This is a genomic window from Lentisphaera profundi (assembly GCF_028728065.1).
Classification (GTDB): Bacteria; Verrucomicrobiota; Lentisphaeria; order Lentisphaerales; family Lentisphaeraceae; genus Lentisphaera; species Lentisphaera profundi.
The window spans coordinates 264,144-289,564 of sequence record NZ_CP117811.1 but is presented as its reverse complement, the minus strand read 5'-3'; the positions used below and the strand labels follow the sequence as shown (position 1 = coordinate 289,564).

Below are 25,421 nucleotides of genomic sequence, written 5' to 3'. Positions count from 1 at the left end.
TGCAAATTTATTAGTAATAAAATCAATTCTTCTTTATTCATAAACTGCTTATAACAAAACAAATGAAATTATTATCCTCGCGTCTCAGACAAAGACTATTATCCTCGCGTCTCAGACAAAGACTATCCTCGCGTCTCAGACAAAGACTATCCTCGCGTCTCAGACAAAGACTATTATCCTCGCGTCTCAGACAAAGACTGCCAATGAAATTATTATCCTCGCGTCTCAGACAAAGACTGCCATCTTTTATTAGTGCAAATTTATTAGCAATAAAACTGAGTCTTCTTTATTCATAAACTGTTTATAACAAAACAAATAAAAATATCATCCCCGCGTCTCAGACAATATCATCCCTCAAAGCTAAGGGAGAAAGGCGCTTCATAGAGGCTCTCTAAGCAGAAAAAGATCTCTCTTAACTTAGTTTTATGAGCTCGATCAAAGGCATAGGCTTTATTTCCATAAGTATTATCGGGCACTTTTATGATAACATGATAAAAAACCACATCACTTTCTAAATCAAAACTGCGTTTCATAATTATCTCCTTTCATTAGAGACAATAAATACGCTATCTTTTATTAGTGCAAATTTATTAGTGCAAATTTATTAGTGCAAATTTATTAGTAATAAAATCAATTCTTCTTTATTCATAAACTGCTTATAACAAAACAAATGAAATTATTATCCTCGCGTCTCAGACAAAGACTATTATCCTCGCGTCTCAGACAAAGACTGCCAATGAAATTATTATCCTCGCGTCTCAGACAAAGACTGCCATCTTTTATTAGTGCAAATTTATTAGCAATAAAACTGAGTCTTCTTTATTCATAAACTGTTTATAACAAAACAAATAAAAATATCATCCCCGCGTCTCAGACAATATCATCCTTATTCATAAACTGTTTATAACAAAACAAATAAAAATATCATCCCCGCGTCTCAGACAATATCATCCTCTCAGACAATATCATCCCTCCCCGCGTCTCAGACAATATCATCCCTCAGACAATATCATCCCTCAGACAATATCATCCCGCGTCTCAGACAATATCATCCCTCCTGCTTTATGGTTACTCTCAGACAACACCCCCGTCTCAGACAACATCCCCAACGTCAACTATGGGATGCACGTATTACAACTATGAAAAAGTATGGTGGCAGATCTGACGAAATGAAAAAAACCATTGCCGAATACAATGATTTCATTGATCCTCTACTGAAACAAATTGATGCCGAAGTCTCCGCTCAGGGAATTTTTCAAGAACAAATTTAATCGCCTGCCTATTTTCAGCGTAGCTCAGACAGATTAGAAATTCAATTGCTTTCTACCTCTTAATTTAAGGGTGATTTCCCTTAAGGTATTTAATCTCTAAGGCGCTAAATGATATCGCCACTTTTTTTATGCCTATCATATGGGACTCCTAAATCATCATCAAAATCTGGCCCCACGCCATAAGCTTGGTTTTGCTCATTAAGCAAAAATTCTTTTTGCGATAAAGGATCAATGATCATTTCTTTTTCTAAAATTTGTTGATCAATGAGGTCTTGTAAGGTTTTAGCTGCTGTTTGTGTTTTATTGAAATAAACTCTTTGAGCCATCCGTATTAAAACTAAGCGCTCATAGGAGTGATATTCCTTTAATTTTATGATCGCACCTCCTAGATCAGGTAAGAGCATACTATTTAAAATAAGACTAATTTCCTCTCCAACATTTTTTTGTAGTTCTTGGAGCTGCGTAACATCATTTTTATTGATCTTAGATATTTTATCTTGCCATGTTTTAATTAACTCATCTGTTTGTTTTGCACTCTTTTCTTCTTTCTCTAATTTATCCCCAAGGGCCCGAAGTTTATTGGGTGCAGTTGTTTGATATAGTTTCATACGGTAATCGTAGTTTTGTAGATAGTTTTTAATGGCAATTTTTTCCCACTGCTTAATTGATAATAAATCTCCTTTTTCAACCTTAGCTATCAATTTTTGATCATATTCATTTTCAATAAGAATTTTAATTAAAGCTTGCTGAGTATCCGCTAAATCTACGAAAGCCATATTTTTAATCGTATTAATACAATGGTGTTTTTCTCCCATTAAAAATTGCTCAATGGTCGTTTTATCGATGAGTTCTTTTAATACCGGAAAATATGATAAAGAGCATTTATCTAAAAATGACATGTCACTATTCAATAAGATTTTTTTCTCTATCGCATATTTAAGTAAGTATGGAATTATAATGTTGTTTTTGCTATATAAAGTCCCTACAGTCTTAAAATCTATATAGATATCCATTGCTTCATCATATTTATTATGTCTGATTTTTTCTTGTATACTCGCTGTCGCTAATTCACCTAAATATCTCCAATACTGAATTTCTGGATAGGCAGAATTTAAATCCCCTTTTCTAGGGTCAGGTGAATTCCATTCTTTTTTTGTTCGAGCTTGGCGAATCATATCTAAAATCGGCTTTGCTTTTAGCAGTTGATTTGATATTTCTACACTAGCTTCGGTCTGATTCTTAATACAATCATTTAGTCTATCCCTAAAATCATCTTCCCAAGATTCTGAAAGAATTTTCGTAGATTCACAGGCTTTAATAAATAAGCTGTAGCTATCTTCTTTAGCAAAAATATCAAGTGATAATATAAATAAAAAAAGGTATAAATAATTCATTTTTCATTCCTAGTGAATTTTGTCAACTAAGGATAAGGCCTTCATAAAGGGATCTACAAAAACAGCATACCTCAGGGTATAAATAGATACTGAAAAACAGTCAAAATCCCATCATCATTGATGATGACTTCAACGCGCCTCAGACAAGTGAATCATCTCAGGCACGCCTATCTCGCTTACTTTATGTAAAGGCGATTCCAACCATCATCACGACCATTTTGTGGAAAGTAACTGAGGTCTTCAGAAGTAACTTTCCAAAAAATCTCATTGCCAGTCATGAAATAAGTCGCTTGAGTTTTATCGACTGGGTAGGCAACAATATAGGGTAAACTATATGAGCCTGAATAAGCATTCACTTCAATTTCTTTACCATTTATGGTGAGTTTCTTTTTGCGGGGATACTTGTTAGCAAAAGCCTCTTTTTTCTTACTATAGTTTATTTTTCCTTCGGCAAGGGTGAACTTATAGCCGTTAAATGGCGTGAGCGTATAGCCATAGGAAACCGCGCCTAAGGGGTCAGAGTCGGCAATTGCTTTTGAGATCGATTGATTCGAATAATGTAAGAAGGACAGATTATCCCCATAGGAAACGGGGTGAGCATTACGGGCACTTCTGATGATTTTCAAGGTATCCAGTAATTTTGTATGAAGAGCTAAGCCCTCTTTTGTTTTCTTGATGATTTTCGGATCCACATCTGATGCTAAGTCAAAGAATAAAGTATGCTCGACTTCCTCAGTCGAGGTTTGAAATTTAATCTTAGCAACAGTTCCCCAATAAACATAAGTCGTGGTCGAGACATTCTTTTTATTTTCACTTCTTTGGGTATCGAATTTAAGTATTGTGCCGTTTAGGTCATAGGCCGTAAAATTGTCCCGGCGCATATTGGGAGCCGTAATAATGACGTGATTTTTGTCAAACTTCACTTTCATTTCTATGCCAGCTTTAGTACGTATGGAGGTGCTTGTCCCGCCTTTGGGAGCTGTTAACTCAAACAGGTCAACACCCGTTTTTACTTTGAACGTGATCGCGCCAGTGAAAGGATTATGATCTTTGTATTTACGCATAGACCAGCTCATTTCACCATTATAAGCATTTGATGAAGTTGTTAGATTTTCCACTTTATTATCTTTCATGGCAAAGAGGTTCCACTCGGCATTTAAACTAGGTGATTTCTTATTGAGGTCAATAAAAAGTCGTGTTCCACGTCTGGGATCTTCTTCTTTAATTACCTTTAATTTTTTCAGCTCGCTTAATGAAAAGTCATCATAAAAAGTACCCTTATAACCTTTACGTGTTCGCTTCACATCACTTGGTTCTTTGGCGAGCTCAATAGGGCTTAGATCTAGCATGGTGACGACTTCAATATTTTGTTTTTCACCAAACACAAGAATTTTTATGCGCTCTACCTCACCCATGTATTTCGCTTTTGTATTTTGAGAGAAGCCGTTAACCGATTTCTTCTTGAGTACCTTCCCCGCTTTATCATAGGCAACAACTTTGACTTTATCAGGGCCCTTAACTAATATTTTGACCGCGTCCCTATCGATATAAGCGAGTTTTACCGCAGCATTTTTACTTTTGATTACTTTGTCATTTTCACCCTTTTTAAATTCAAACTTTTCAATCACTGGGGCGACTTCACTAATGAGTTTTATTTTAAGTTTCCCTGCTTCGAATTCTTTGAGTGTTTCAGCAAATTTGATCCAGATAAATGACTGGAAGGTATCAGAGGAATTTTTCTCTTTAGCTTTAAGAGGGATAACAGTCCCAGACTTATCAGTGAGCTCTAAAAGTTCGTATTTTAAGCTATTGCCGCGAAAGCCAAAGCCTGGGATCTCTTCAAAGTGAACTGTGAGCTGCTCTGAAGAGCCGTGAAATTTATCGGGAAAGGCCGCATTCTGGAGCAATTTCGGGAGGTCTTTTTTGATTTGTGCTATGTCGCTGATCTCCGGAGTATCTGTCTCATAAGCGACTTCAATCTCACCAATACTAGCGACAGGATCTGGAACATTAAAAACACTGCCCATAATGAGCCCTCCGAGATTTCTGAGCACGGATTGAGAGTCTTCTTTTTTCCAGGAGAAGGAGCCCTTGAGTAGGCCCGTTTTGTAGCTAAAATCTTTTTGTAATTTATCCGTTGCTAGGACGCCCTTGATATCAGAGACAAAATCGAAGTCCATTTCTTGAGAATCACCAGTGAGGGCCGCGTGTGTATTCAAACCCACTGAATTATCGCGAAATTGCTGTTCTAACTCAAGCTGAATATTTTCAGGAGCCATATTGACGGCAAGGGTGAAGTAATCAATTTTTTCAACTGAGTCTTTAAACTGATCTAGGAGTCCATCAAATACTTTACAGATTTGCTCTGCCATACGATTTCCGCCGATGGCTTCATTTTTTAGAATGATATCCGATAGATTAAAGTTGAGTTCATCAGGAATGATACAAGTCAGAGAAATGCTGTTATTTTTCTGAAAAAGAACATCCGCTTTCATGTAAGCTGAGCTGCCTTGTAGTGCGCTTAGAGTAAGTTGACTTCCCTTTGGAATGAGTAAAGCGTAGTCGTTTTCAATTTTTAATTGGTAAGGACCCAAGGAGTCTTTTGCCTCTTTAGGGATGAGTTCTTCTTTGAAGCTGTAGAGATTTTCTTCCGTTTTGATAAGCACCGCTCTTAGCAGTGGGTGCTGATCAAGATTTTGTAGCTTTTCCTTATTGGCCTTTATGAGTAGCGAGGCTTGGGGTAAAGCTTCCCCACTTGAAAGAAATAAAGTAACTTCACTTGCTTGGAAGTTTTCAATGGCAGACTTTGCCATTTTAAATGATTCATCCGACTCGGCCTTTGGGTTCTCCCTTGTCATCGTTTCAATCGCCTGGGTGATTGAGAGTTTTGCCGCTAAGAAAGGACCACTTTTATCAATTTCAGGGATTTGTACTACTGTTTCTGCCGTACTTCCCTGTTTTTCTTTTGTAACATTGTCTTTCTCACCACAAGAGCTGAATACTAAACTTAGTACGAGCAATAAAATTATTTTTTTCAAACCTATCTCCCTATTTATAAATATGTAAGCCCCAGTATATTTCTTTAGTTTTCATACTGCAATGCGATTAGCTATTACTTTAGCAAAAGTAATTAGAGTTACTTTTGAGTTCTGGAGGAAGGGCACAAAAAGATTTCATCTGTCATGATAAACTATGTGGCTACACGCTAATTCTTCGCTATTTAGGCCTTTTCTTCAAACTAGAATCAAAAACATAAAATTATTTTTGTTTATCCTTAAATAAGTATGAAAATCTAAACGTTTGGAAAAAGCTATGACACTCATAAAACGCATCTCGGTTCAATTCCAAGGCGGTACTTGGGTGACTTCGTGATCGATAATAAAACCCGTGATATGATTACTAACTCCAAAATCAGCGAGAGTGAAAGCTCCATCATCAAATTTAATTAAAAACCCTAATCAAACCTGGATTCATCTATGAAAAAGCTCTTCTTCACTCTTTTCTTATTATTCAGCAGTTTCTCCCTACAAGCTGAAATTAAAGTTCACCAGCTCTTTAGTAAAGGTGCTGTCCTGCAAAGAAATCAAGCCGTCCCTGTTTGGGGCTGGGCTAAGCCTGGTTCAAAGATCAGTGTTTCTTTTGCTGGACAGAAAGAAAGTTCACAAACTAATTCCACAGGAAAGTGGATGGTCACACTCAAGTCCATGCCTGCTTCCAGTGACAGTCGTTCCATGACTATTTCCGATGGTGAAACAACTCTCAGTATTGACGACATTTTAGTGGGTGAAGTTTGGCTCTGCTCAGGTCAATCCAATATGGACTTTGGCCTCGGTGGCGTTTGCCGCAAACCCAGGAACCCCAAGTATCAAGCTATTACCGATTTCATGAATGAAGAAATTAAGGATATTAATGATACACTCTTTCGCCAAATGACTGTTCGTCGCGAATTATCCCCACTAAATGAAAAAGAAAACATAGTGGGTACTTGGTATCCAGCTAATCAACGTTTTGTTAAAGGTTTCACTGCCGTAGGTTTTAATTTTGGCCGCGAACTTCGCAAAGAATTAAATATTCCCGTTGGCCTCATTAAGTGCGCCTGGGGAGGAACCCGCGTGGAAGCTTGGATACCCACGGCGCAATACCAAAGTGATAATGAACTTAAAGAATATTATGATGCGGAGATCGCAAAGCTAAATCAAACCCTATCCACTTGGGATAAAGAAAAAGTAGCTGCTGAAAACAAAGCAAAAATCGAAGCTCATAAAATTGCCGCAGAGAAAGCTAACGTCGAAGGTAAAAAACGCCCCCATTATCCCCGCCTACAGAAAAACCCCGATGAAAATAATACTCTCCCCTCCACACTCTATAATGCCATGATTGCCCCACTGGTCCCCTACGCTATGAAAGGCGCCATTTGGTATCAAGGGGAAGCCAATGCGGGTTTTGCAACAGATCAATACCAAAAACGTTTTACAAAAATGATCCAGGGCTGGCGCCAGGCATGGGATTTACCTTTGGATTTTTATTGGTGCCAACTCGCGCAATTTAAAAAACCGCTCCTAGAACCTGCCGAAGCGAGTACTTGGGTTCAAATTCAATACCAACAAAGCCAATGTATGAGCCTCCCAAATTCTGGTATGGCCGTACTCAACGATATTGGTGATGCAGCCGATATTCACCCCATTAATAAAATTGATGCGGGTAAAAGATTGGCCTTTTGGGCACTTAATAAATCCTATAAAAAAGAGGATGTCATTCATAGCGGCCCGACATATAAATCCCACGAAGTCAAAGCGAATAAAGTCATTATCACTTTCGATAACACAGGCTCGGGATTAATGACTGCCAGCAAAGAACTACATAAAGCTGTACAAGAAAATAGTTCCCCCCTAAAAAGCTTTCAGATTTGTGCTGCTGATGGAGCTTGGCAATGGGCTGAGGCAAAAATTATCTCTTCAAATCAGGTAGAAGTTAGCCACGCTGAAATTTCACAGCCTGTCGAAGTTCGCTATGCCTGGGCCTCTAATCCAGAAGGAGCCAACCTATACAACAAAGAAGGCCTTCCCACAGGACTATTCAAAACAGAACTATAAGAAATCAGTTAAGCACTTCACCTAACTTGAGTGGGAGCACTCAATTCGCCGGGTTAAGGGCCGGCAGCTCCTTACGGGGTTCGGGGCTGGCCCCGAGATGCAATAAAAATCAGTCTATTAACACCACTTAAGCCAAACAAGGAAACATCATATGAAAAATAATATCATCAAACTCTTGCTCACCCTAAGCCTGACTTGCTCAGCTCTCTTCGCCGTTGAACCCGGAAGTGCCGAAGAAAAAGCTAAAGGAAAAAAATGGATTCCCACTCCCATTGAAGGCAAAGCAAATGCCTTGATCATCGGCGATTCAATTTCCATTGGCTACACCCTACAAGTCCGTGACTTACTCGAAGGTAAAGTCAATGTTTATCGCCCCATCCTAGAAGGGACTGATCAACCATGGAATTGCGGCCATACCAGTAGTATAAATGGTGGCCTTGATCGCATGCTCAAGGGACCGAAGTGGGATGTGATTCATTTCAATACTGGACTCCATGATCTCAAACGCATCAATCGCAAAAAGGGCGCTCGTTCAGATGACCCTAGTGTTCCCGTAGTTATTTCTCTTGAACAATATCGTGAAGGTCTAGAGAAGATTGTTATACGATTGAAAGCTACTGGTGCAAAAGTTATTTTCGCGACTACCACGCCCTATGTTGAGGGTGTTTATCCCTGCCGTATACCCGAAGATGCCGTCAAGTATAATCAAGTGGCTATTGAAGTCATGAAAAAGCACGATGTGGCTATCAACGATCTCTACTCCGCTAGTCTACCAAAACTCAAAGAATGGCAGCAAAACAAAAACGTTCATTTCAATGAAGTCGGTAAACAAAAATTAGCCGAACTCGTAGCAGAGAGCATCAAGAATAATCTATAGTACTTTCAAAAATTCATCAAAAATCTCTACCCTTCCCGGTTTGACTGTGAATTAGAAAAGAGGTTTAGAATGAAAATATCAACGAACTCATTAGTTAAAAGTAAAATAAGCGCTTGCCTACTTACAAGTATTATTCTGTTCTGTGCTACACCAGCACAAGCAGATGTCAAATTAAACAGTCTGTTCACCGATAACATGGTCCTGCAGCGAGGTATTCCCGCAAAGGTCTTTGGTAAGGCTAATGATGGTGAGAAAGTGACCGTCACGATAAACGGTCAAACAGCAACAAGCACTGCCACTAATGGTGAATGGCTTGTCAAACTCAAGCCCATGAAAGCTGGTGGGCCCTTTAACATGACGGTAAAAGGGAAGAACACGGTCACGATCAAAAACGTCATGCTGGGAGATGTCTGGGTCTGCGCTGGCCAGTCAAACATGGATTATGACCTAGGCAAATTCTTATCCCCAAAACTTGGTGATGTGGCAAAAAAGTACGCTAAAATCATCGATACCAGTGTTAATGATAAGGTACGAATCGCACTTATTGCCAAGCACTTTCCGCGTACAGTTGTCGAAGAGGTGAAAATTGAGGATTCATTTAGTAAGTCCTGGCAGGCTCCAAGTGTAGAAATAACGCCATTAACTTCTGCCGTAGGCTATGTTTTCGCTAAGAACTTGTCAGTACACCTGAACGTGCCGATCGGACTGATTGATAGCAATAAAGGAGGGACAGCAGTAGAAACCTGGATGACTAATAATTCTAAAAAAGCGCTTGGTGCCAAAGTTGGTAAATCCGGCTATAATGGCATGATTGCGCCCTTGCACAAATTTGCGATTAAAGGTGTAATCTGGTATCAGGGTGAGAATAATGCACGCACTATTCAATCGAGTCTGGCATACGCTAAAAACTTTAAGATAATGATCACCGACTGGCGCAAGGCATGGGGATTGGGCGATTTCCCATTCCTCTATGTACAGCTTGCTGGCTATGCAAAAACAAAGGGCACAAATGCACCTGTCACTTGGCCATTTTTGCGTGAGTCGCAGACCAAAGCACTTGAGCTAGCGAATACGGCCATGGCTTTGGCGCTCGATAAGGGTGTCGAGTTCAATATTCATCCTCATCACAAGATTGCTGTTTCAGAACGTCTTGTACTCTGTGCTCGAAAGCTTGCTTATGGAGAAGATATTGTCTACTCAGGGCCACAATACAAATCACATGAGATCAAAGGAAATAGTGTGGTCATTTCATTCGATCACGCGGGCTCTGGCTTGACTGCAAAAGATACTCTCTGGGATAAAGAGCTCGTTAAAGCTAATGTACTTAAAGGCTTCACTATCTGTGGAGCTGATAAAGAATTCGTGGCTGCCTATGCTTTTGTTAAAGGAGATACCATTGTTGTTTCAGCTAAAACAGTGGCCATGCCTCTTGCTGTCCGTTATGCATGGGATGGCTTCCCGCGCAGTAACTTTGCCAATAAAGAAGGCCTGCCTGCAGTGCCTTTCAGAACGGATAATTTTAATGATGCGGGCTCTGTGATAAGCGCAAAGAAAAAAGGAAAATCCAAGAGTAAAAGAAAAAAATGATAACTGCGTATGAAACAGAAAATAATTCTTCCATAAATAAGGCTTTTATGCTTCCCCTCTTATACATTAATCCTTATATAAAATACTAAAAAAAGGCAAAACATTATGACAATTCGAACGAAAATCATCGCGCTATTTATTTTTACATTAATTAGCTCAACGCTACATGCGGATAAGCTCATCCGAATTGCTTGTGTTGGTGATAGTATCACATATGGTGCTGGAATCAAAGACCGGGAGACGAACAGTTACCCCGCTCAGCTCCAAGCCTTGCTCGGCAATACGTACAAGGTCGGCAATTTTGGCGTCTCCGCTCGTACACTTTTGAAGAAGGGTGACAAACCATACTGGAATAATAAGGCCTATAAAAAAGCATTGAGCTTCAATCCAAATATTGTGATCATTAAATTAGGAACCAACGATATAAAACCCAATAACTGGAAGCACCATGCAGAGTTTGCAGGAGATTTAAAAGCTCTTGTTAAATCCTTTCAGGATCTTGCTTCGAAACCGACTGTTTTTCTGGCCACGCCGGTGCCCGTTCAGAAAACCCGTTGGGGAATGACCGAGGATGCAATTGTCAACGGTGTTATGCCATTGGTAAAACAGGTGGCCGATGAATTAAAGCTTTCCATCATAGACTTTCACGGTGCGGTACCATCTGAGGCAAAGTATTTTAAAGATGGTATTCATCCAAATGCAGATGGTGCTAAACTGATGGCTGCATCTGCCGCTGCCGCAGTTAAGTGATAGCAGTGACTATGGGAAAATAGCATGAATAAAATATTTGCACTACTAACGATATTCACGTTAATGACTTCAGCTGACGTGAAGCTAAATGCTCTCTTCACTGACAACATGGTTCTACAACGCGATAAACCGCTTCCCATCTGGGGCACGGCTGATCCGAATCAGAAAATCACAATAACTTTTGACGGGCAAAGCCAGAAAGCCACTGCTGACGCCTCCGGAGAATGGCACACGACATTAAATAAGCTTGAGGCCTCCGCAGAAAGCCGCACCCTGACGCTTACATCCGGCGATGAACAAAAAAATATCTCCAATGTTCTGGTCGGGGATATATGGATATGTACCGGACAATCCAATATGCATGGCGAACTGAGAAGCTATTCGAGTTCTTCCGAGCGAGGCGGCGGACCACGTGCTGCGGAATTTAAAAAAATTATTGAGCAAGCGGTCAAGTATCCGACTATCCGCCTGATGGCCTTAAACCCTGAAACTGCCGACAGTCCACAAACTCAAATCAAGCCTCTGAAGCAATACAAAAACTCATGGCAAGTATCTGACATAAGTTCGGCAAGTTATTTCTCTGCTGTCGGCTATATATTCGGGCGTGAGCTCAATACTAAGCTCAATATCCCTATTGGTCTAATTGCCGCTGCACGTGGAGCAACTTCTATACAAAGCTGGATGTCTGAAGACGTACAAGCTAAATTTTCTAAAAAGCTAAGTAAAAGCAGCTATTACAAGGCAATGATTCACCCTCTACAGAAAATGGCATTCAAAGGAGTCATCTGGTATCAGGGTGAGAATAATAGTCGTGGCGAAAAAAGCTGCGAACTCTACGAGGACCTTTTCAAAGAACATATTAGCAGCTGGCGCAAACAGTGGAATCAGGGTGATTTCCCCTTTCTTTTCGTACAGTTGGCCGGCTATAATGAAGAGACGAAATTCGATACCGATGTCAATTGGCCGATAATCCGCGAATCGCAGGCTGCCGCACTAGAACTTCCGAATACCGCAATGGCTGTGGCCACAGACCTAGGACACACAACTAACATCCACCCCTATGCGAAAGTTGATCTTGCAAAGCGATTAGCGGCAGAAGCCGGGCGCCTTGCCTATGGTGAAAAAACCAATTCGATGGGACCGATGTTCGACTCGATGAAAATATCCGGCAACACGGTAAGCCTAAGCTTGAAGAATGTCGGCGAGGGTATTAGACCTCAAGCCATTAATCTAGCCACAAAGAAAGTCAGTGCCGATTCCGTCAAAGGGTTTGTGATCTGCGGTACCGACAAAAAATTTGTCCATGCGGAGGCTAAAATAGAGGGCAAGACCGTGATTCTATCGAGTCCTAATGTGAAAATGCCGATTGCAGTGCGTTATGCCTGGGCCGGATTTCCGAATGCGAATCTTTATAATAATGAAGGCTTTCCTCTTGTCCCGTTCAGGACCGACTCTTTTAAAGCATTCGAAGCAACAAGTCCCTACGTAAAATGGGGACCATCGAATGACGGAACCAGCCGCGTGCTCTGCTTTGGTGATTCAATTACACGCGGAACCTATATCGATGGCAAATACAGAGGCGGAAATAGCTGGGTTAATGTCTTTGATAAATTGTCGGGTAAGAAAATCAAAGCTATCAACGCTGGCCGTTCCGGAAGGAAAACTGCTGATATCAAAGAATTTGACTCCACTATCACAAATTATAGAACAATTGATCATGTGATTTTCTTCTTAGCTGTCAATGACCTGCGCGTGGCAAGCGATAAGGTCTTGCAAGGCTGTGTTACAAATATGAAGACAATGATTGATAAAGCACGCGCTTGCTACGGTAATGAGCTCAAGATAACACTCGTCGGTTCAGCCGGTTTGAGTATCGGCAATGTAAGCGAACGCTTTCACAAAATGGGGTACGATGAAAAAGAACAAGCCATGCTCGACAAACTACGCCCGGAATACAAAAAACTGGCAAAAGAAAATGATGCTGCATTTATTGACCTCTGGAATATTGTTTCCAAAGATAACTACAGTGACGGCCTGCATCCCAATCTCGATGGCCAGCAGCAGATAGGAGCTGCAATCTGGAAACAGTTCTCCGCTTCACAAGTATCTCAGCCATAGTTTTTATGTGAATTATTGATCTAGATAGACTGACGGCTCCCTTTTTACTTTCTGGGAAAGTTCGCCTTTCTGCGCATCGAGCTTGCCCAATCATGATTAAGATTTTGGCTATTTTGAGTCCCCGCTTATATCAGCAAAATCTAATCTTATTCCTTAGATCTTGCGATTTTTCCAATAACCAGGCTTTCTGTTCAATTGCATGACTGCAAGAACTATGATGGTATCGTTTTTGATAGAATAGATAAGGCCGTAAGGAAACCTATTGGTCATTACACGTCTAGTTCTTTTCGAAATTAATGACCATGCCTCAGGAAAGCCCTGAATTTGCTGGATACTTTTTTGTATTTGAGCTGCAAATTGTTGTCCAAGACCAACTTTGCACTCATTATAATAATTGATAGCTTCTCGTAAATCCTGTTGTGCTCCGGGATGGAAGTATAAATTCATTTAACCGTGTTAAGGTTAAATTCACTAAAAACATCTTCTCCAGGAATTAATTTTACCTTGCCACTTTCAATTTCATCTAATCTTGATTCTGCAAGGTCAGCCCATGCTTGATCAATAGAAGGGTCAGTAAGGTTTAAACTTTCGAGTAATTTATTCGCTAGCTCAGCTCTCATCTCAACAGGTAGAGATACAGCTTCTTCCATGAAATCATGTATTTTCATAATAGTTTTCCATTGGTTTGTTGATAATATAGTATCTTTTTCATTGAATTGTAATCTGATTTTGTTTTATCTGATCTAACGATCGGGTTCACCTGTGTCTGAGCGAAGCGAAGACATCTCGTGATATACTCAATGCGGGCGAGACGCCCGCGGTCCCAGGACGAATGAAAAAAACGGAGTTAGCTTTGGCGCGAGTATGCGGGCGAGACGCCCGCGGTCCCAGGACGCTTGTCAGCGCTGAATCAATAAGGGACAGCTGTTATGAGGAGGGTGAATGTATCAAAATTTCGATTTTTATGCTAATTTTAAAGATACTGAAATGGCTACAGCATTACTTTGCTAATGAATTAGATTTACTTTTGAGTTCTGAAGGAAGGACTTAAATGAGCCTAGCATGCCTGTGGCATTCATTTTCAGAACTCTTGATCGCGGACTTTAAAAAATAATTCGAAAAGTTGCTTTTTTTATCAAAAACAGAATTCTTCCCGGTTTAAGTGAGCAAACACAACAAACGGGAAGACCACATGAATTTTAAAACTATCCTCTTTCTACTACTCCAATTTAGCCTTTGTGCTTTTGCCCTTGAACTAAAAAGTCCTTCAGGAAACTTCAAGGCATTGCTGATCAATGAGGCTGATCACTTAAAACTTAGAATTGAAAAAGAGGGTGAAATTGTTTTACAGGATTCACCAATTGGTATTGTCGTTAATGACAAGAACCTTGGCTACAAATGTTCTCTGGGTGATAAAAATTTTTATGAAATAAAGGAGCAATACAAATGGTTTGGCGACCAGTCCACAAGAATTAACACGTGTAATGGTGTTAAAGTACAGGTATCCTCAGCTAAAGAGATTTTTGAAATCGAACTCCGCGCTTACGACACAGGCATTGCCTTTAAATTTAATTATTCTCCCGAACAAAAAGTTCTTTTCAATGGCGAATCCACAGTTTTAAATTTCTCCTCTGATCTTATGGCCAAATATATGCGTCATAGCATGGGAGAAGAAAGCCGCGTATATACGGATAGTATAAAAGAAATTGGCAGTTCCGCCAAACATGCCCGAACGCTGCCTCCACTGCTACTTTTCCCCGAAGACATGAAGTCCTACACAGTCGTTTTAGAAGGCGGTGGCTTTAACTTTCATGGTTATTCGCTCATGCCCATAAAAAGTAAAGCTGGTCAATGCTCTTTTAAAGTGGAATATGCCGAAAAACTTCAGGGTTGGGAAATCGATCAGAAAATTGAAACTGGATGGAAAATCATCTGCCAAGTTAATAGCCTTAACGACTTGCTCAATAACCCCATTGTCAGTAACGTCTGCCCCGCCCCCGATCCGAAACTCTTTCCCAATGGCATTGAAGAAGAGTGGATCCAACCAGGAAAATCAACTTGGAATTGGTGGGCAAAAATATCGGCTAAATACAATGAACAGATTAAACTCGTCGATCTCGCGGCACAAATTGGTGCCGATTATCATTTAGTTGATATTGGTTGGGACCAAAAGTGGACTGAAGATGGGCTCACACCCTATGAACACCTCAAAAAATTATGCGATTATGGCGCCGAAAAAGGCATTGGTATCTGGGTATGGAAATCATCAGATGTCAGCTTCAACATGGAAATGCCTGGTGGTGAGAAAGGCATGGCTAAGTGGAAGTCTCTTGAAGAAGTCGCAGTTAATAAGGATCTTGACAAGATGCGTGCCGAAGTAAAACGCATTGCCGATGCCGGTGCCAAGGGCATCAAGCTCGATTATATCCAGAGTGAAAATAGTGAATGGAAATCCTATATGGAAGACTTCTTAAAAGTCTGTTCTGAAAATAAACTCATGGTGAATTTTCACGGTTGCCCAAGTCCCGCAGGGGAAGCCCGAACCTACCCCAACGAAATGACTCGAGAAGCCATTTATGGTGGCGAAAAACTACGTGGTGGTGGCGGTGCAGAAAAAATGCCCAGCAGTATGTATATCGACCTCATTTTCACTCGTTTACTTGCAGGTCATAGTGATTACACTCCTGCGATCTTCGCAAAAAAACAGGGCGCAGGTTTTACTCATGCGATGCAACTGGCCTCCGCTATGATGATTACTTCTCCCCTTCTCTGCTGGGCTGATCATCCTGATAATTATTTGCAGAGCGAAGGCCTCGAAATTTTCAAAAGTCTGCCCACTCATTGGGATGAAACGCGAGTGCTGAAAGAATCTGAGCTTGGCAAACAAGTCATCATGGCGAGAAGAAGTGGTTCCGATTGGTACCTAGCGGGAATTAATGCCTCCGCTGACGAAAATCGAAAAGTTGAACTATCCACAGATTTTTTACAAGATGAATCCTATGATGCTTATATATGCCGTGATAATGACGGCCATGTAGCGATTAAATCAGAGACCAAAATAATCAAAAAAAATGATTCTCTAAGTTTTGAGATGCTACCCAGCGGAGGTTTTATCCTTCGCTTAAGGGCACGATAAAATTATTGACAGGCATTTGAGCTCGAAGAGCTTAGGAATGTAGCTATGGACGTAAGTCCGTGGTGTTTGAATAACAGCATCGTGCGTGCCGAAGGTACGCTGCAGAGCGTTTCCTTCATACCTTCGGCATGAATATTATTTTTTTAAAACAATACCCACCGGATAAATCCGATGGCTATCATACTACATACCTTCGGCATGTACTTAAGTTCCCTACCATTAGGAACTCCCCTAGCAGCCTGTCGGACTTCTCTCCGTTCGACTCAAAAACAGCTGAACTTTGCTGGATTTCTGCCCGAAAATCGTTAAATATGTCCATATTCGTCTCATTTCGGACAAAAACCGACTTTGTTCGGCCCGTTTTTCGTTTCTAAGCTCAAAGTCCGACAGACTGCTAGGTGGAATAAAAACCTTTCACCTGGTCAAGGCTCTTGCCAGACAGGCGGAATAAAAATCATTGGCCCACATGGCAGTAGCTTGCGGTGTCTGGGGCAGAGCCCCAGTATAAATACCTCCGGTGGCCGAGGAGCACTCGGGGCCCTACTAAAAACGGCATCAGCTGCTTAATCGTGAAGGCAAAAAGGCATCCTTCTGCACCACCTATTTACTTGCTTTTTAATGGCTAGCTACTATCTTCTTCTATGAGCCAAAACCCCACTAGCCAAACCTTGATTATGAAGCTCCAGCTTCAAGGCAATGATAAAGCCTGGGAGCGCTTTAGCCGGGAGTACCGCCCCTACATTTACACTATACTTAAAAAGTATGAGATATCCCATGAAGACCGCGAAGATATTCTACAAGAGATCCAAGTTCGTATTTGGCGTGCCTTACCCAATTTCATTTACAAATCGGAACGCTGTCGTTTTCGCACCTGGCTGAGCCGTGTCTGTCGTAACACGAGTCTAAATTTTCTCGACTCAAAAAATCAGCGCAACAAAAAACTTCACGTTGAAGTCGAAGATTTTGACCGGGCTGAAACACCGGAAACGGACTTGCTGGAAGAAGAAGAATGGCAATACTTTATTGCTAAAAAGGCCTGGGAGAACATTCAAAATCTTTTTAGTGAAAAGCAAGGTGAAGTTTATTTAAAAGTTTCTCAGGGCAAGCATCAAAAAGAAGTCGCCGAAGAAATGGGAATGGAAATGAATACCGCTTATGTCTACGCAAAAAAAGTTAAGGATATTTATATTCGCGAGATCCGCAGGCTCAACGCTGAGTTGGATGGCTAAGCGGAGTCATAACAAGCTTGATTTTATTTCCTTTTAATTGATTCTCTAAGTACTTCTTTTGCTCGGAACTGCAGTGTAGCGTTCTTAGTTCTGTACACTTATTGAGTGGACTAAAGTCCCTACATGGAATGCCACTAATATCTAATTCAATGAGTTTTAATGATGGTAAGACTGAAAGGTCGGTTAATGGAGTCCGAGCAATTTTGAGTGTTTTTAAAGTTTTATGCGCTTCTAGGTTACTCAGCAATTTACTCGTCAGGCCTGTATCATTCATATTGAGTGATTCTAAAGGCATCCCTGTGACATGTTTAAAATCTTTTGTCACTGCTGTCCCACTTAAATCCAGATGCTTAATCTGAAGGTTTTTCATAGGGAATAGAAGTTTTAAATGAGCATTGCCTGAAAAATCTAAGCTCATACTGGATTTAATAAAAACCATATGAGTTTTTTTCTTATTTAAGGCTTTAACCGCTTCTAGAGCAAATTCGATTTTCTCATCCTCACTACGATCACTATAGATAATTTTAAAAATTAAGTCATTCATGAGCTGACGTTCAGAAATTTTAAATAGCCCCCTCATTAACTTGATAGTTTTTTCGATCCGATCACCGCTACTAATACTTACTGTAAGGCATAAGTCGCGCAATTGATTGAACTGATCACCAGCCTTTTCAAAGGCTTCTATGGCATCATCCATACGCTCTAAACGCACAGCCAACTTGCCTTTCAAAGCCCAGATTTGTGGTGAATTTTCGGTCACTAATAGTGCTGTATTAATAAGCTGGTAGGCTTCTAAATCTTTTTGTAAGTCGTAACCTTCATTGCCCTGACGATCTTGGAAAATATTTCCACTAAGTACAACGTAACTCTCTGCCATTTTTGTGGCTGCTTCTTGTCGGCCCTGCTCTGCATCAAGGTATTTGAGCAGGTTTTCATGACTTTGCTTCTTTTGCTCTAAAGCAGACATTTCATTAGCTAAAGCTCTTTGTTCACTTTGTTTGATTTTATAAATAAATAGGGAACTCAAAATGATGATCGCAATAAAAAAGATAAAAATTAAAGTGAAAGTCTTTTTATTTCTGCGAATGAGCAAGCTCTGTTGGCGCCAAAAAAATTTCTCTTCTGCCGAAGTCAAATAACCCAAACGATAGGAATTGATATCGGCCATCAAGGCACTCACTGATTGATAACGTTTGTCACTTTCAAAAGCCAAACACTTATTGATAATCGGTAATAATCTCAGAGGAATTTTGTCCTCATCTAATTCATATTTCCCTCGTATACACTTCTCAATAATCGTTTCTCTATCGCCTTGATAAACAGCTTTCTCCGCAAAGATAAAATGTAACAAAGCTCCTAAAGAATAAACATCGGTGCAGGGAGTCTTTTCAGAGCCTTGTGAACATTGCTCTGGTGCCATGTAGCCGGGGGTTCCCGTCATACAGCCATACAGTGATCCCTGCCCCAAAAAGTCCGCAGGCAAAGGTAGATCGATATCAATCTGTTGTCCCCCTTGAAACCTAGCCAAGCCCCAATCGCCAATCAAAACCTCACCATAGTCATCCACAAAGATATTTTCCGGTTTTAGATCTAGGTGTAAAACTTTTTGTGAATGAGCGTAGCTGATAGCATCACATATTTTACTAAATATATCAAATTTATCATTCTTGCTGGCCTCTGGATCCTGTGCGAATACGCTCAAATGTTGGTCAAGCGTTTTACCCCTAATCAACTTCATTGTGAACCAAGGGATTTCCTCATCTAAACCCAAGTCATAGATAGGAATAATATTGGGGTGTTCAAGTAAAGATTGAACGCGAGCTTCACAAATAAAAAGATCACACAATTCACGTTTATTTGATTTGGGGTAAGCTTTCGCAACCAAGCGACCTGTGACATTATCCAAGACTTGATAGATCTTTTTTAAACCACCCTCAGCAATAAACTCTTGCTCTGTATAGCGACCGTTTAAATTGCCCTGTAAAGAAGAAAGAGCATCGGGGTTTTCCACTGCTTCTTGAAAAGCTTCGGTAAAGAAATTTAAAGGGGGTTCCGACATAGATTCCATTCATTAGTAAATATATTCTAAACAACTGCCTCGATCAGTAAAAATCTATTAAATATAAATTAGATTTTTGACTTTTTTCACGCTTTTCACGCTTTTCACGCTTTTCACGCTTTTCACTTTCTTCACGCTCGTATTATTCCTTGCAAAGGCGTCCAATGCAAATTGCACCAATTTAGATGGGTCTTTAAAACCATGAGGATGATGGCCCGCATCAGGCTTTGTCAAAACCAGAACTTTAACGCCTCCTGCTGGCAGTGCCGCATTATAGCGCTTTTCAATCAAGAGACCATTTTCCTCTGCTGGAACCACGGTATCTTTCATTGCGAGTCCAAGCATGACTCCTACTCCGTGCTCTGCTAAAACATGAGCTTTATCTACAGGATTATGTTGCCATTCCAATGCCTCCTGCTCATTTTTAAAACCGTAAAGCTCATGAATAGACTTCCATCCTCGTTCCCAGGACTTACCTTTGCCCTTACCGCCAGGCCAACTTTTAAAATCACAAACGGCGTTATCCGCATAAACACAAGAGACTTTTTTCGGGTTTTGGATGGACCAGTTAAAGATGGGTAAACCTCCGCGACTTAAGCCTTCTAGCAACGGTCGCTTAGAAAAAGCACATTGATTAATTAAGTAATCATAAAAAGAATCAAAGCGTTTCATTGCCTCGGCTCCACCAAATAATCCTCCCACACTTACTTGCGCTACGTGCCAGCCCTGCTCAAGCATGGCCAGATCAAAGTCACTATTTTTTGCCGAATCAAAGCGTGCGCGCCAAACCCAAGGTTTTCCTGCCGCCGCCTTTTTGGGTTCAATGACATAACATTTCATGCCCTGATAAGAAAAATTGTAACGCTTAAATTCCTCGAGGGAAGTGACTTCCGCGCCGTCTCGATAGCTCATCGCAGAAGCGGCAAGTGAGCCGTAAAATAAAATGATAAATAAATATTTTTTCATGTTTTTCCTTTATATTTAATACAAAAAAAAGAGTGCATTATTTACTCTTTTTCCTTGGATTTTTGGTGATTTTTTTATATTCATTCACGACTTTGAGCTCATCCTTTTGACAAGATTCACCCCAAGCATCAAAGGCCTTTTTCATTTCATTAAATTTTTCTGGCATCATTGAGGCTATATCCTTTTCCTCAAAGGGATCATCGCGAAGATCATACATTTCCCACTTCCCCTTTTTGCTCACTCGAACGATTTTAAAACGATCGCCACTCCAAGCGGCCCAACCCTGACAAAAAAAGCCCATATCCTCACCACGGTGCTGAATGGCCCCGCCCGATTTAAAAAAAGGAATTAAACTTAGTCCATCGATTTCACGATCAGTAGGTAGAGCTATATCCAAAGCGTCCATCACTGTGGGAAACCAATCAACCATATTACAAGCATAAGCACTATTGAAAGGCTTTTTGATTAAAGCGGGCCATTCTATGAGCCCTGGAACTCTGACGCCCCCTTCATAAAGACTTCTCTTATAACCACGATAAGCTCCTGTTGATCCAATCGGCGTATAGTTAAACTTGCCTCCCTGAGCCTCTCCATGCCGTATACTCTTCTTTCCCTTGAGATTCGGACCATTATCACTCGTGAACCACAACATGGTATTTTCAGCAATCCCCAAGCGTCGTAACTCGGCACGCATCCTGCCCACCTGAGCATCCACCGCACTGACGTTCGAACTGTAAACTACGCTATCTTTTACATCACTATACTGTTCTGAAAATTCGGGAATCGTCCCCAGTGGCGTGTGTACATTATGAAAACAAAAGTAAATCAAGAATTTTTCTTTATCTTCAACTCTCTTTTCTATATAATTGAGGGCTTTATCCATGAGGAATTTGGCGTCGTCGCCTTTTAAATCATCTCGTTTACGACCTTCTTCCAAAGTGATATTTCTCCCATTCTCCCAATACATTTCATATTTACCGCTTTTATAGCCCTTTTTATAGGGGTCATAAGTCGGCAGTACATTGGGAGTCGAAAACCAATAATCGAAGCCAGCCATCCCAGGAGTCATTTTGTGGCCTGGACTCTTTTCTTCTGTAAAACCTCCAATATGCCACTTGCCAAAATGCGCTGTTTTATAGCCTTTTGCTTTTACCGCTTCAGCAATCGTGATTTCCTTTGCATTGAGATGCCAGTTACTATTTGCGGGGGTCGCAATCCCCAATCGCCAGTTATTCCTACCCGTTAGGCATGAAGCACGGCTCGGGCTGCATACTGAAGAAGTTGCATAAAAGCGATCCAAGCGCACTGCCTCTTTAGCCATTTTATCTAAATGAGGTGTCTTAATGACTGGATGACCATTGTAGCCGACATCCCCCCAGCCCTGATCATCTGTGACTAAAAAAATGATATTGGGGCTTTCTGGCTTTCCGTATAGAATTGTACTTAATACTAAAAGTAAGTAATAAAATTTCATGTTTGTTTGCTCCGATTTAATTGTTCTTATCAGTTAAACCGGATAAAACTCATTTTTTGATGCGAAAAATAAAAATTGTATTTTTTTGTGATTTTTATCAAAAACTATTAAAAGTTCCGGTTTGACTGATAAAGATTAATTTTACTGGACAAAAATATGAAATACTTAATTCCCCTCCTACTCATGAGTTTTCTGCAAGCCAATGAACTCATTTTACAAAATCAACACATCCAAGCTTTCTTCTCTTTTGAAGCTCAGAATGGCTCAAATACCAAGATAGCTAGAATTGATGGAAGTGATGCAATAGAGATCAATAATGATGAATTCGAAATCCTCACTTTTGATGATAAGCGCTATACACGCAAAGATTATAAAATTATATCAAAACCCGAAATTAAAAAAGATGCTAAAGGCAACCAATCCCTTGTAATCATTTATGAATCACTACGCGAACAAGCTCCCGCTAAAGTAGAAGTCACTTACACGCTTGGCCAAGGTCCCTACATTAGGAAATCTCTCAAACTTCACATGAAGCAAGGAGATAAAATTGACCGCTTATCCGCGATTCATTTTAGCTCAGAGCAAAAAGTTACTTTAGGAGGAAGGGGTCAGCCACTCAATGTAGGCAAGTGGTGGTTTGGCATGGATTACCCCTGCTTTTATGCGCGCCACAACGATAATTATAAAGAGCCTGATTTCTACTATCGTTGGAATTATATGATTGACCTAAAAGGTCGTGATCAACTTATAAATCCCCGCCCTCATACGGCTTCTATTTTTCACTTCCCTGGCTACGCAAAGGAAATGGATGAGTTCAGTTGGGCCATAGTGAGTAAAACTGCTGTATTTGGTCTGAGTGCCAAAAAAGGCGAAAGTGCTGAACTAGGTCTTTTGGATTATATAACAGAAACCCGTAAAAAAACTCGTAGCTATCTCCATTTTAATAATTGGTACAGCAAGGTTGCCAAAAAACTCAATAAAGAAAATTTTATTGACAAGGTCTTTTTTCCCATGCAAGCTCAACTTAAAAAGTATGGGGCCAATCTCGATGGTATGTGCCCGGATCACGGCTGGGAAGAAACGGCGAGTCGCTGCTATGAAGCCAAGGATCCAAAGCTGCTCGTTGACATGCAAAAAATTCTTAAGGATAATGGTTCGGGTCTCGGTTTATGGATTGCTCTTGATGGTACAAATCAAAAATTTGAGGATGGCATCAAGCTCGGTTATCGTTCTGCATACAGCAAAGATTTCGACCGCAAGCAATTCGCTTGGACTCAGGGAAATAAAGAATACTACGACATCCTTCAGCCTAAGTACTTTAATGATCTCAAGAAGTCCCTGAAATACATGATCACTGAAGCTAAAGTTGATTACATCAAGCACGACTTCAATCACAATTTCTCCAGTAATTACATGACTCAGCGACACGCCAGAGAAAAATGCCTTGATGCTACATTAGAACTTTTGGCCTATGAACGTGAACTCAATCCTGATATCTTCATCAACTTTACTAACGGAGCCTGGTTCAGTCCTTTCTGGCTTCAATATGCCGATTGCATCTGGATGATGACGGGGGATTCAGGTGGTAGTGGAGACGTCCCTAGCCTTTCATTACGCGATGGTGCAACTAACTATCGCTGCAAATATTTTTACCGCAGTTTCAATTCAGAACTTTGTCCGCGCCCAGTCATTCCCATTGCGAACTTCATGACCCACGGGATTTTACTCTCACACCGTAAACCCTTTACTGACTTTAATGATACGCTCCATGATTGGTCAGACTATGTACTCATGTACATGGCTCGTGGTACCACTCTCAAAGAACTTTACTTAGATTTAGACTTACTGGATGACGATCATTGGAAAGTACTAGGCAGAGCGGCTAACTGGGCTCAGCGTGAGCAAGGTCAACTTATGAATACGGTGATGGTCGGAGGCGATCCGGCCAAAGCTGAAGTGTACGGCTACATAAGCTGGAAAGGGAAGCGAGCATTACTCACCGTTCGAAATCAACAAAGAAGTCCTCAAAAACTAACTATTCCCTTTAATTCATCTGTATACTTCCGTGAAAAATCTGGGGAAAAATACAAGCTAAAAACAATCTATCCCTTTATTGAGGAACTCCCTAATAAGCTTATTTCAGGTCGAGATTTCCAGCTTAGCATCCCGGGAAATAGCGTACAGATTTTTGAAATCCAAGAAGGTGAATCATCTTCAAAAGATCCTATTCAAGCATTGCCCCTACAAGCTTCTACTGGTCATGTGCAGGATGATCTATTTAGTTTAAATATAGACGTCCCATTAGATGACTTTCAACGCTTAGACTTATTATTACAAATTGCGGGCAAGGCCGAGCCTATTATTTATGTGGATGGCAAGAAGGTCACTCCGAGTCGAGTTAACTCTGGAAAACGTTGGGCCCTTGCTGCACTTGATTTAAGTCCTTGGAAAGGGAAAAAAATAAAAGTAGAAGGTCAATACGTCCTTATCCCCGGCGGAAAAAGCATGCCAAAAGCTGTTCCTTTCGTAGCGTGGATTTGCGCTGATCGCAAAGTTGAAAGCCATAACATTGATGATCCCGATCTGCCCTTTCCTGTCAGTCAAAAATTTCGCCGTATTAAGCAAGATATTGTCGTGGGAAAAATAAAAGCCCGCAAAGAATCTGCACCAACAGCTCTCGCTTTAAAGTTAATTAAAAATAAAAAACAATAGAGGTCATCACCATGAAAAATAAAATGAAATCCTTTACTCTCATAGAAGTGTTAGTGGTAATAGCTCTCCTTGCTATTCTGATGAGCCTGCTGCTTCCCGCTCTCGGCAAAGCAAGACTAAAAGCCAAAATCGCCCAATGCGTGAACAATGAAAAGCAAATCTCCACTGCTGTCTATATGTACTCTGGAGATAATGAGTTTTATATTCCAGCACACTATACAGCAAGTGATCGACGAATTTCCTTTGATGACTACTTAGGCATGGGCTATGACGGTCGTGAAATTAGCTTAAATGAAGCCAAGGCATTTAAGACTTCCGAAGCTTATAAACTTTATGAGTGCCCCACTGATGAGAGCCACGTAACGACATCTAATCACAACCGTTCCTATGGTGGAATACAGGGGAATATTGGTGGTAACGCTGCTGCTAAACGCGGACCTATAGGAGAAGGATCTGGCTTGAGTAAAAAATTCACCCAAATCAATTATGCGTCCGATACCATTATGTTTTCTGAATTCCACACAGCTAAAAATGTTCTTGGAGGAAAAAGTTATGGCGTTTTTCGAGTCATGGACTTACAATCGTCAACGACGAGTGGTGCTTTAACTTGGAGTCACGGAGACTTTAAATTTAATCATATCTTTGTCGATGGTTCAGTTAGGGCTATCTCTCAGGTAGCCACCTACTCAGGCAGTGGTCTTGACCCTTGGAATGATAGCAGTACAATTAACACCATGTGGGACTCCATGCGTTGA

The 25,421-nt window shown here is 40.7% G+C and carries 18 protein-coding genes; 10 read left to right on the top strand and 8 right to left on the bottom strand.

Going from position 1 to position 25,421, the window contains the following annotated elements; translation table 11 throughout:
• Positions 1–347: 347 nt before the first annotated feature.
• On the bottom strand, positions 348–533 hold the full coding sequence (locus tag PQO03_RS01055; RefSeq protein WP_274150619.1) for a hypothetical protein: 186 nt from the start codon (positions 531–533) through the stop codon (positions 348–350).
• A gap of 606 nt (positions 534–1,139) precedes the next feature.
• Here PQO03_RS01055 and PQO03_RS01050 point away from each other — a divergent pair.
• The gene (locus PQO03_RS01050) at positions 1,140–1,271 is read left to right on the top strand and encodes a hypothetical protein (protein ID WP_274150618.1); all 132 of its coding nucleotides are present in this window, start codon (positions 1,140–1,142) and stop codon (positions 1,269–1,271) included.
• Positions 1,272–1,375: 104 nt separating this feature from the next.
• Here the strand turns inward: PQO03_RS01050 and PQO03_RS01045 are convergent, their stop codons facing one another.
• The gene (locus tag PQO03_RS01045; protein ID WP_274150617.1) at positions 1,376–2,665 is read right to left on the bottom strand and encodes a hypothetical protein; all 1,290 of its coding nucleotides are present in this window, start codon (positions 2,663–2,665) and stop codon (positions 1,376–1,378) included.
• Between the two features lie 176 nt (positions 2,666–2,841).
• Entirely contained in the window at positions 2,842–5,703 is a 2,862-nt protein-coding gene (locus PQO03_RS01040; RefSeq protein WP_274150616.1) for a hypothetical protein, read from the bottom strand.
• Positions 5,704–6,141: 438 nt separating this feature from the next.
• Between PQO03_RS01040 and PQO03_RS01035 the strand changes: the two genes are divergently transcribed.
• The 5 genes from PQO03_RS01035 (at position 6,142) to PQO03_RS01015 (ending at position 13,090) form a co-directional block, all read left to right on the top strand.
• On the top strand, positions 6,142–7,758 hold the full coding sequence (locus PQO03_RS01035; RefSeq protein WP_274150615.1) for a sialate O-acetylesterase: 1,617 nt from the start codon (positions 6,142–6,144) through the stop codon (positions 7,756–7,758).
• 151 nt (positions 7,759–7,909) lie between these two features.
• Positions 7,910–8,635: an SGNH/GDSL hydrolase family protein gene (locus tag PQO03_RS01030; RefSeq protein ID WP_274150614.1), complete on the top strand. Its 726-nt coding sequence runs from the start codon at positions 7,910–7,912 to the stop codon at positions 8,633–8,635.
• Positions 8,636–8,704: 69 nt separating this feature from the next.
• The gene (locus tag PQO03_RS01025; protein ID WP_274150613.1) at positions 8,705–10,222 is read left to right on the top strand and encodes a sialate O-acetylesterase; all 1,518 of its coding nucleotides are present in this window, start codon (positions 8,705–8,707) and stop codon (positions 10,220–10,222) included.
• A gap of 105 nt (positions 10,223–10,327) precedes the next feature.
• Positions 10,328–10,972: a GDSL-type esterase/lipase family protein gene (locus PQO03_RS01020; protein WP_274150612.1), complete on the top strand. Its 645-nt coding sequence runs from the start codon at positions 10,328–10,330 to the stop codon at positions 10,970–10,972.
• 24 nt (positions 10,973–10,996) lie between these two features.
• Positions 10,997–13,090, top strand: coding sequence for an SGNH/GDSL hydrolase family protein (locus tag PQO03_RS01015; protein ID WP_274150611.1), 2,094 nt, complete (start codon positions 10,997–10,999; stop codon positions 13,088–13,090).
• A 153-nt stretch (positions 13,091–13,243) separates the two neighbouring features.
• Here PQO03_RS01015 and PQO03_RS01010 read toward each other — a convergent pair whose 3' ends face one another.
• Both PQO03_RS01010 and PQO03_RS01005 read right to left on the bottom strand, forming a co-directional pair.
• Positions 13,244–13,537 carry a type II toxin-antitoxin system RelE/ParE family toxin gene (locus PQO03_RS01010; RefSeq protein ID WP_274150610.1) on the bottom strand — a complete coding sequence of 98 codons (294 nt, stop codon included), beginning with the start codon at positions 13,535–13,537 and terminating at the stop codon, positions 13,244–13,246.
• Positions 13,534–13,758: an addiction module protein gene (locus tag PQO03_RS01005; protein WP_274150609.1), complete on the bottom strand. Its 225-nt coding sequence runs from the start codon at positions 13,756–13,758 to the stop codon at positions 13,534–13,536. Before PQO03_RS01005 ends, PQO03_RS01010 begins: the two co-directional genes overlap by 4 nt.
• Positions 13,759–14,282: 524 nt before the next feature.
• Between PQO03_RS01005 and PQO03_RS01000 the strand changes: the two genes are divergently transcribed.
• Entirely contained in the window at positions 14,283–16,226 is a 1,944-nt protein-coding gene (locus PQO03_RS01000; RefSeq protein ID WP_274150608.1) for a glycoside hydrolase family 97 protein, read from the top strand.
• A 641-nt stretch (positions 16,227–16,867) separates the two neighbouring features.
• Complete coding sequence (locus PQO03_RS00995; RefSeq protein ID WP_274150607.1) at positions 16,868–17,455, top strand: RNA polymerase sigma factor; 588 nt, start codon at positions 16,868–16,870, stop codon at positions 17,453–17,455.
• Here PQO03_RS00995 and PQO03_RS00990 read toward each other — a convergent pair.
• Genes PQO03_RS00990 through PQO03_RS00980 form a run of 3 tightly spaced genes read right to left on the bottom strand, consistent with a single transcriptional unit; the run spans position 17,433 to position 21,954 of the window.
• Positions 17,433–19,514, bottom strand: a complete 2,082-nt coding sequence (locus PQO03_RS00990; RefSeq protein ID WP_274150606.1) for a serine/threonine-protein kinase — start codon at positions 19,512–19,514, stop codon at positions 17,433–17,435. The genes PQO03_RS00995 and PQO03_RS00990 overlap by 23 nt on opposite strands.
• Before the next feature lie 57 nt (positions 19,515–19,571).
• The gene (locus tag PQO03_RS00985; RefSeq protein WP_274150605.1) at positions 19,572–20,480 is read right to left on the bottom strand and encodes an alpha/beta hydrolase; all 909 of its coding nucleotides are present in this window, start codon (positions 20,478–20,480) and stop codon (positions 19,572–19,574) included.
• Positions 20,481–20,517: 37 nt separating this feature from the next.
• Complete coding sequence (locus tag PQO03_RS00980; RefSeq protein ID WP_274150604.1) at positions 20,518–21,954, bottom strand: sulfatase-like hydrolase/transferase; 1,437 nt, start codon at positions 21,952–21,954, stop codon at positions 20,518–20,520.
• Positions 21,955–22,110: 156 nt separating this feature from the next.
• On the opposite strand from PQO03_RS00980, the gene PQO03_RS00975 reads away from it, so the two are divergent.
• Positions 22,111–24,666 (top strand): alpha-amylase family protein, encoded by a 2,556-nt coding sequence (locus PQO03_RS00975; RefSeq protein ID WP_274150603.1) that lies wholly within the window; start codon positions 22,111–22,113, stop codon positions 24,664–24,666.
• 11 nt (positions 24,667–24,677) lie between these two features.
• Positions 24,678–25,421: a type II secretion system protein gene (locus PQO03_RS00970; RefSeq protein WP_274150602.1), complete on the top strand. Its 744-nt coding sequence runs from the start codon at positions 24,678–24,680 to the stop codon at positions 25,419–25,421.

Bases quoted from the DNA above. Each gene is read 5' to 3' on its own strand.
- PQO03_RS01000 (WP_274150608.1), top strand. From the start codon at position 14,283: ATGAATTTTAAAACTATCCTCTTTCTACTACTCCAATTTAGCCTTTGT.
- PQO03_RS01045 (WP_274150617.1), bottom strand. From the start codon at position 2,665: ATGAATTATTTATACCTTTTTTTATTTATATTATCACTTGATATTTTT.
- PQO03_RS01050 (WP_274150618.1), top strand. From the start codon at position 1,140: ATGAAAAAGTATGGTGGCAGATCTGACGAAATGAAAAAAACCATTGCC.
- PQO03_RS00985 (WP_274150605.1), bottom strand. From the start codon at position 20,480: ATGAAAAAATATTTATTTATCATTTTATTTTACGGCTCACTTGCCGCT.
- PQO03_RS01030 (WP_274150614.1), top strand. From the start codon at position 7,910: ATGAAAAATAATATCATCAAACTCTTGCTCACCCTAAGCCTGACTTGC.
- PQO03_RS01015 (WP_274150611.1), top strand. From the start codon at position 10,997: ATGAATAAAATATTTGCACTACTAACGATATTCACGTTAATGACTTCA.
- PQO03_RS01055 (WP_274150619.1), bottom strand. From the start codon at position 533: ATGAAACGCAGTTTTGATTTAGAAAGTGATGTGGTTTTTTATCATGTT.
- PQO03_RS01020 (WP_274150612.1), top strand. From the start codon at position 10,328: ATGACAATTCGAACGAAAATCATCGCGCTATTTATTTTTACATTAATT.
- PQO03_RS01005 (WP_274150609.1), bottom strand. From the start codon at position 13,758: ATGAAAATACATGATTTCATGGAAGAAGCTGTATCTCTACCTGTTGAG.
- PQO03_RS01035 (WP_274150615.1), top strand. From the start codon at position 6,142: ATGAAAAAGCTCTTCTTCACTCTTTTCTTATTATTCAGCAGTTTCTCC.
- PQO03_RS00980 (WP_274150604.1), bottom strand. From the start codon at position 21,954: ATGAAATTTTATTACTTACTTTTAGTATTAAGTACAATTCTATACGGA.
- PQO03_RS00975 (WP_274150603.1), top strand. From the start codon at position 22,111: ATGAAATACTTAATTCCCCTCCTACTCATGAGTTTTCTGCAAGCCAAT.
- PQO03_RS00970 (WP_274150602.1), top strand. From the start codon at position 24,678: ATGAAAAATAAAATGAAATCCTTTACTCTCATAGAAGTGTTAGTGGTA.
- PQO03_RS01025 (WP_274150613.1), top strand. From the start codon at position 8,705: ATGAAAATATCAACGAACTCATTAGTTAAAAGTAAAATAAGCGCTTGC.
- PQO03_RS00990 (WP_274150606.1), bottom strand. From the start codon at position 19,514: ATGTCGGAACCCCCTTTAAATTTCTTTACCGAAGCTTTTCAAGAAGCA.
- PQO03_RS00995 (WP_274150607.1), top strand. From the start codon at position 16,868: ATGAGCCAAAACCCCACTAGCCAAACCTTGATTATGAAGCTCCAGCTT.
- PQO03_RS01010 (WP_274150610.1), bottom strand. From the start codon at position 13,537: ATGAATTTATACTTCCATCCCGGAGCACAACAGGATTTACGAGAAGCT.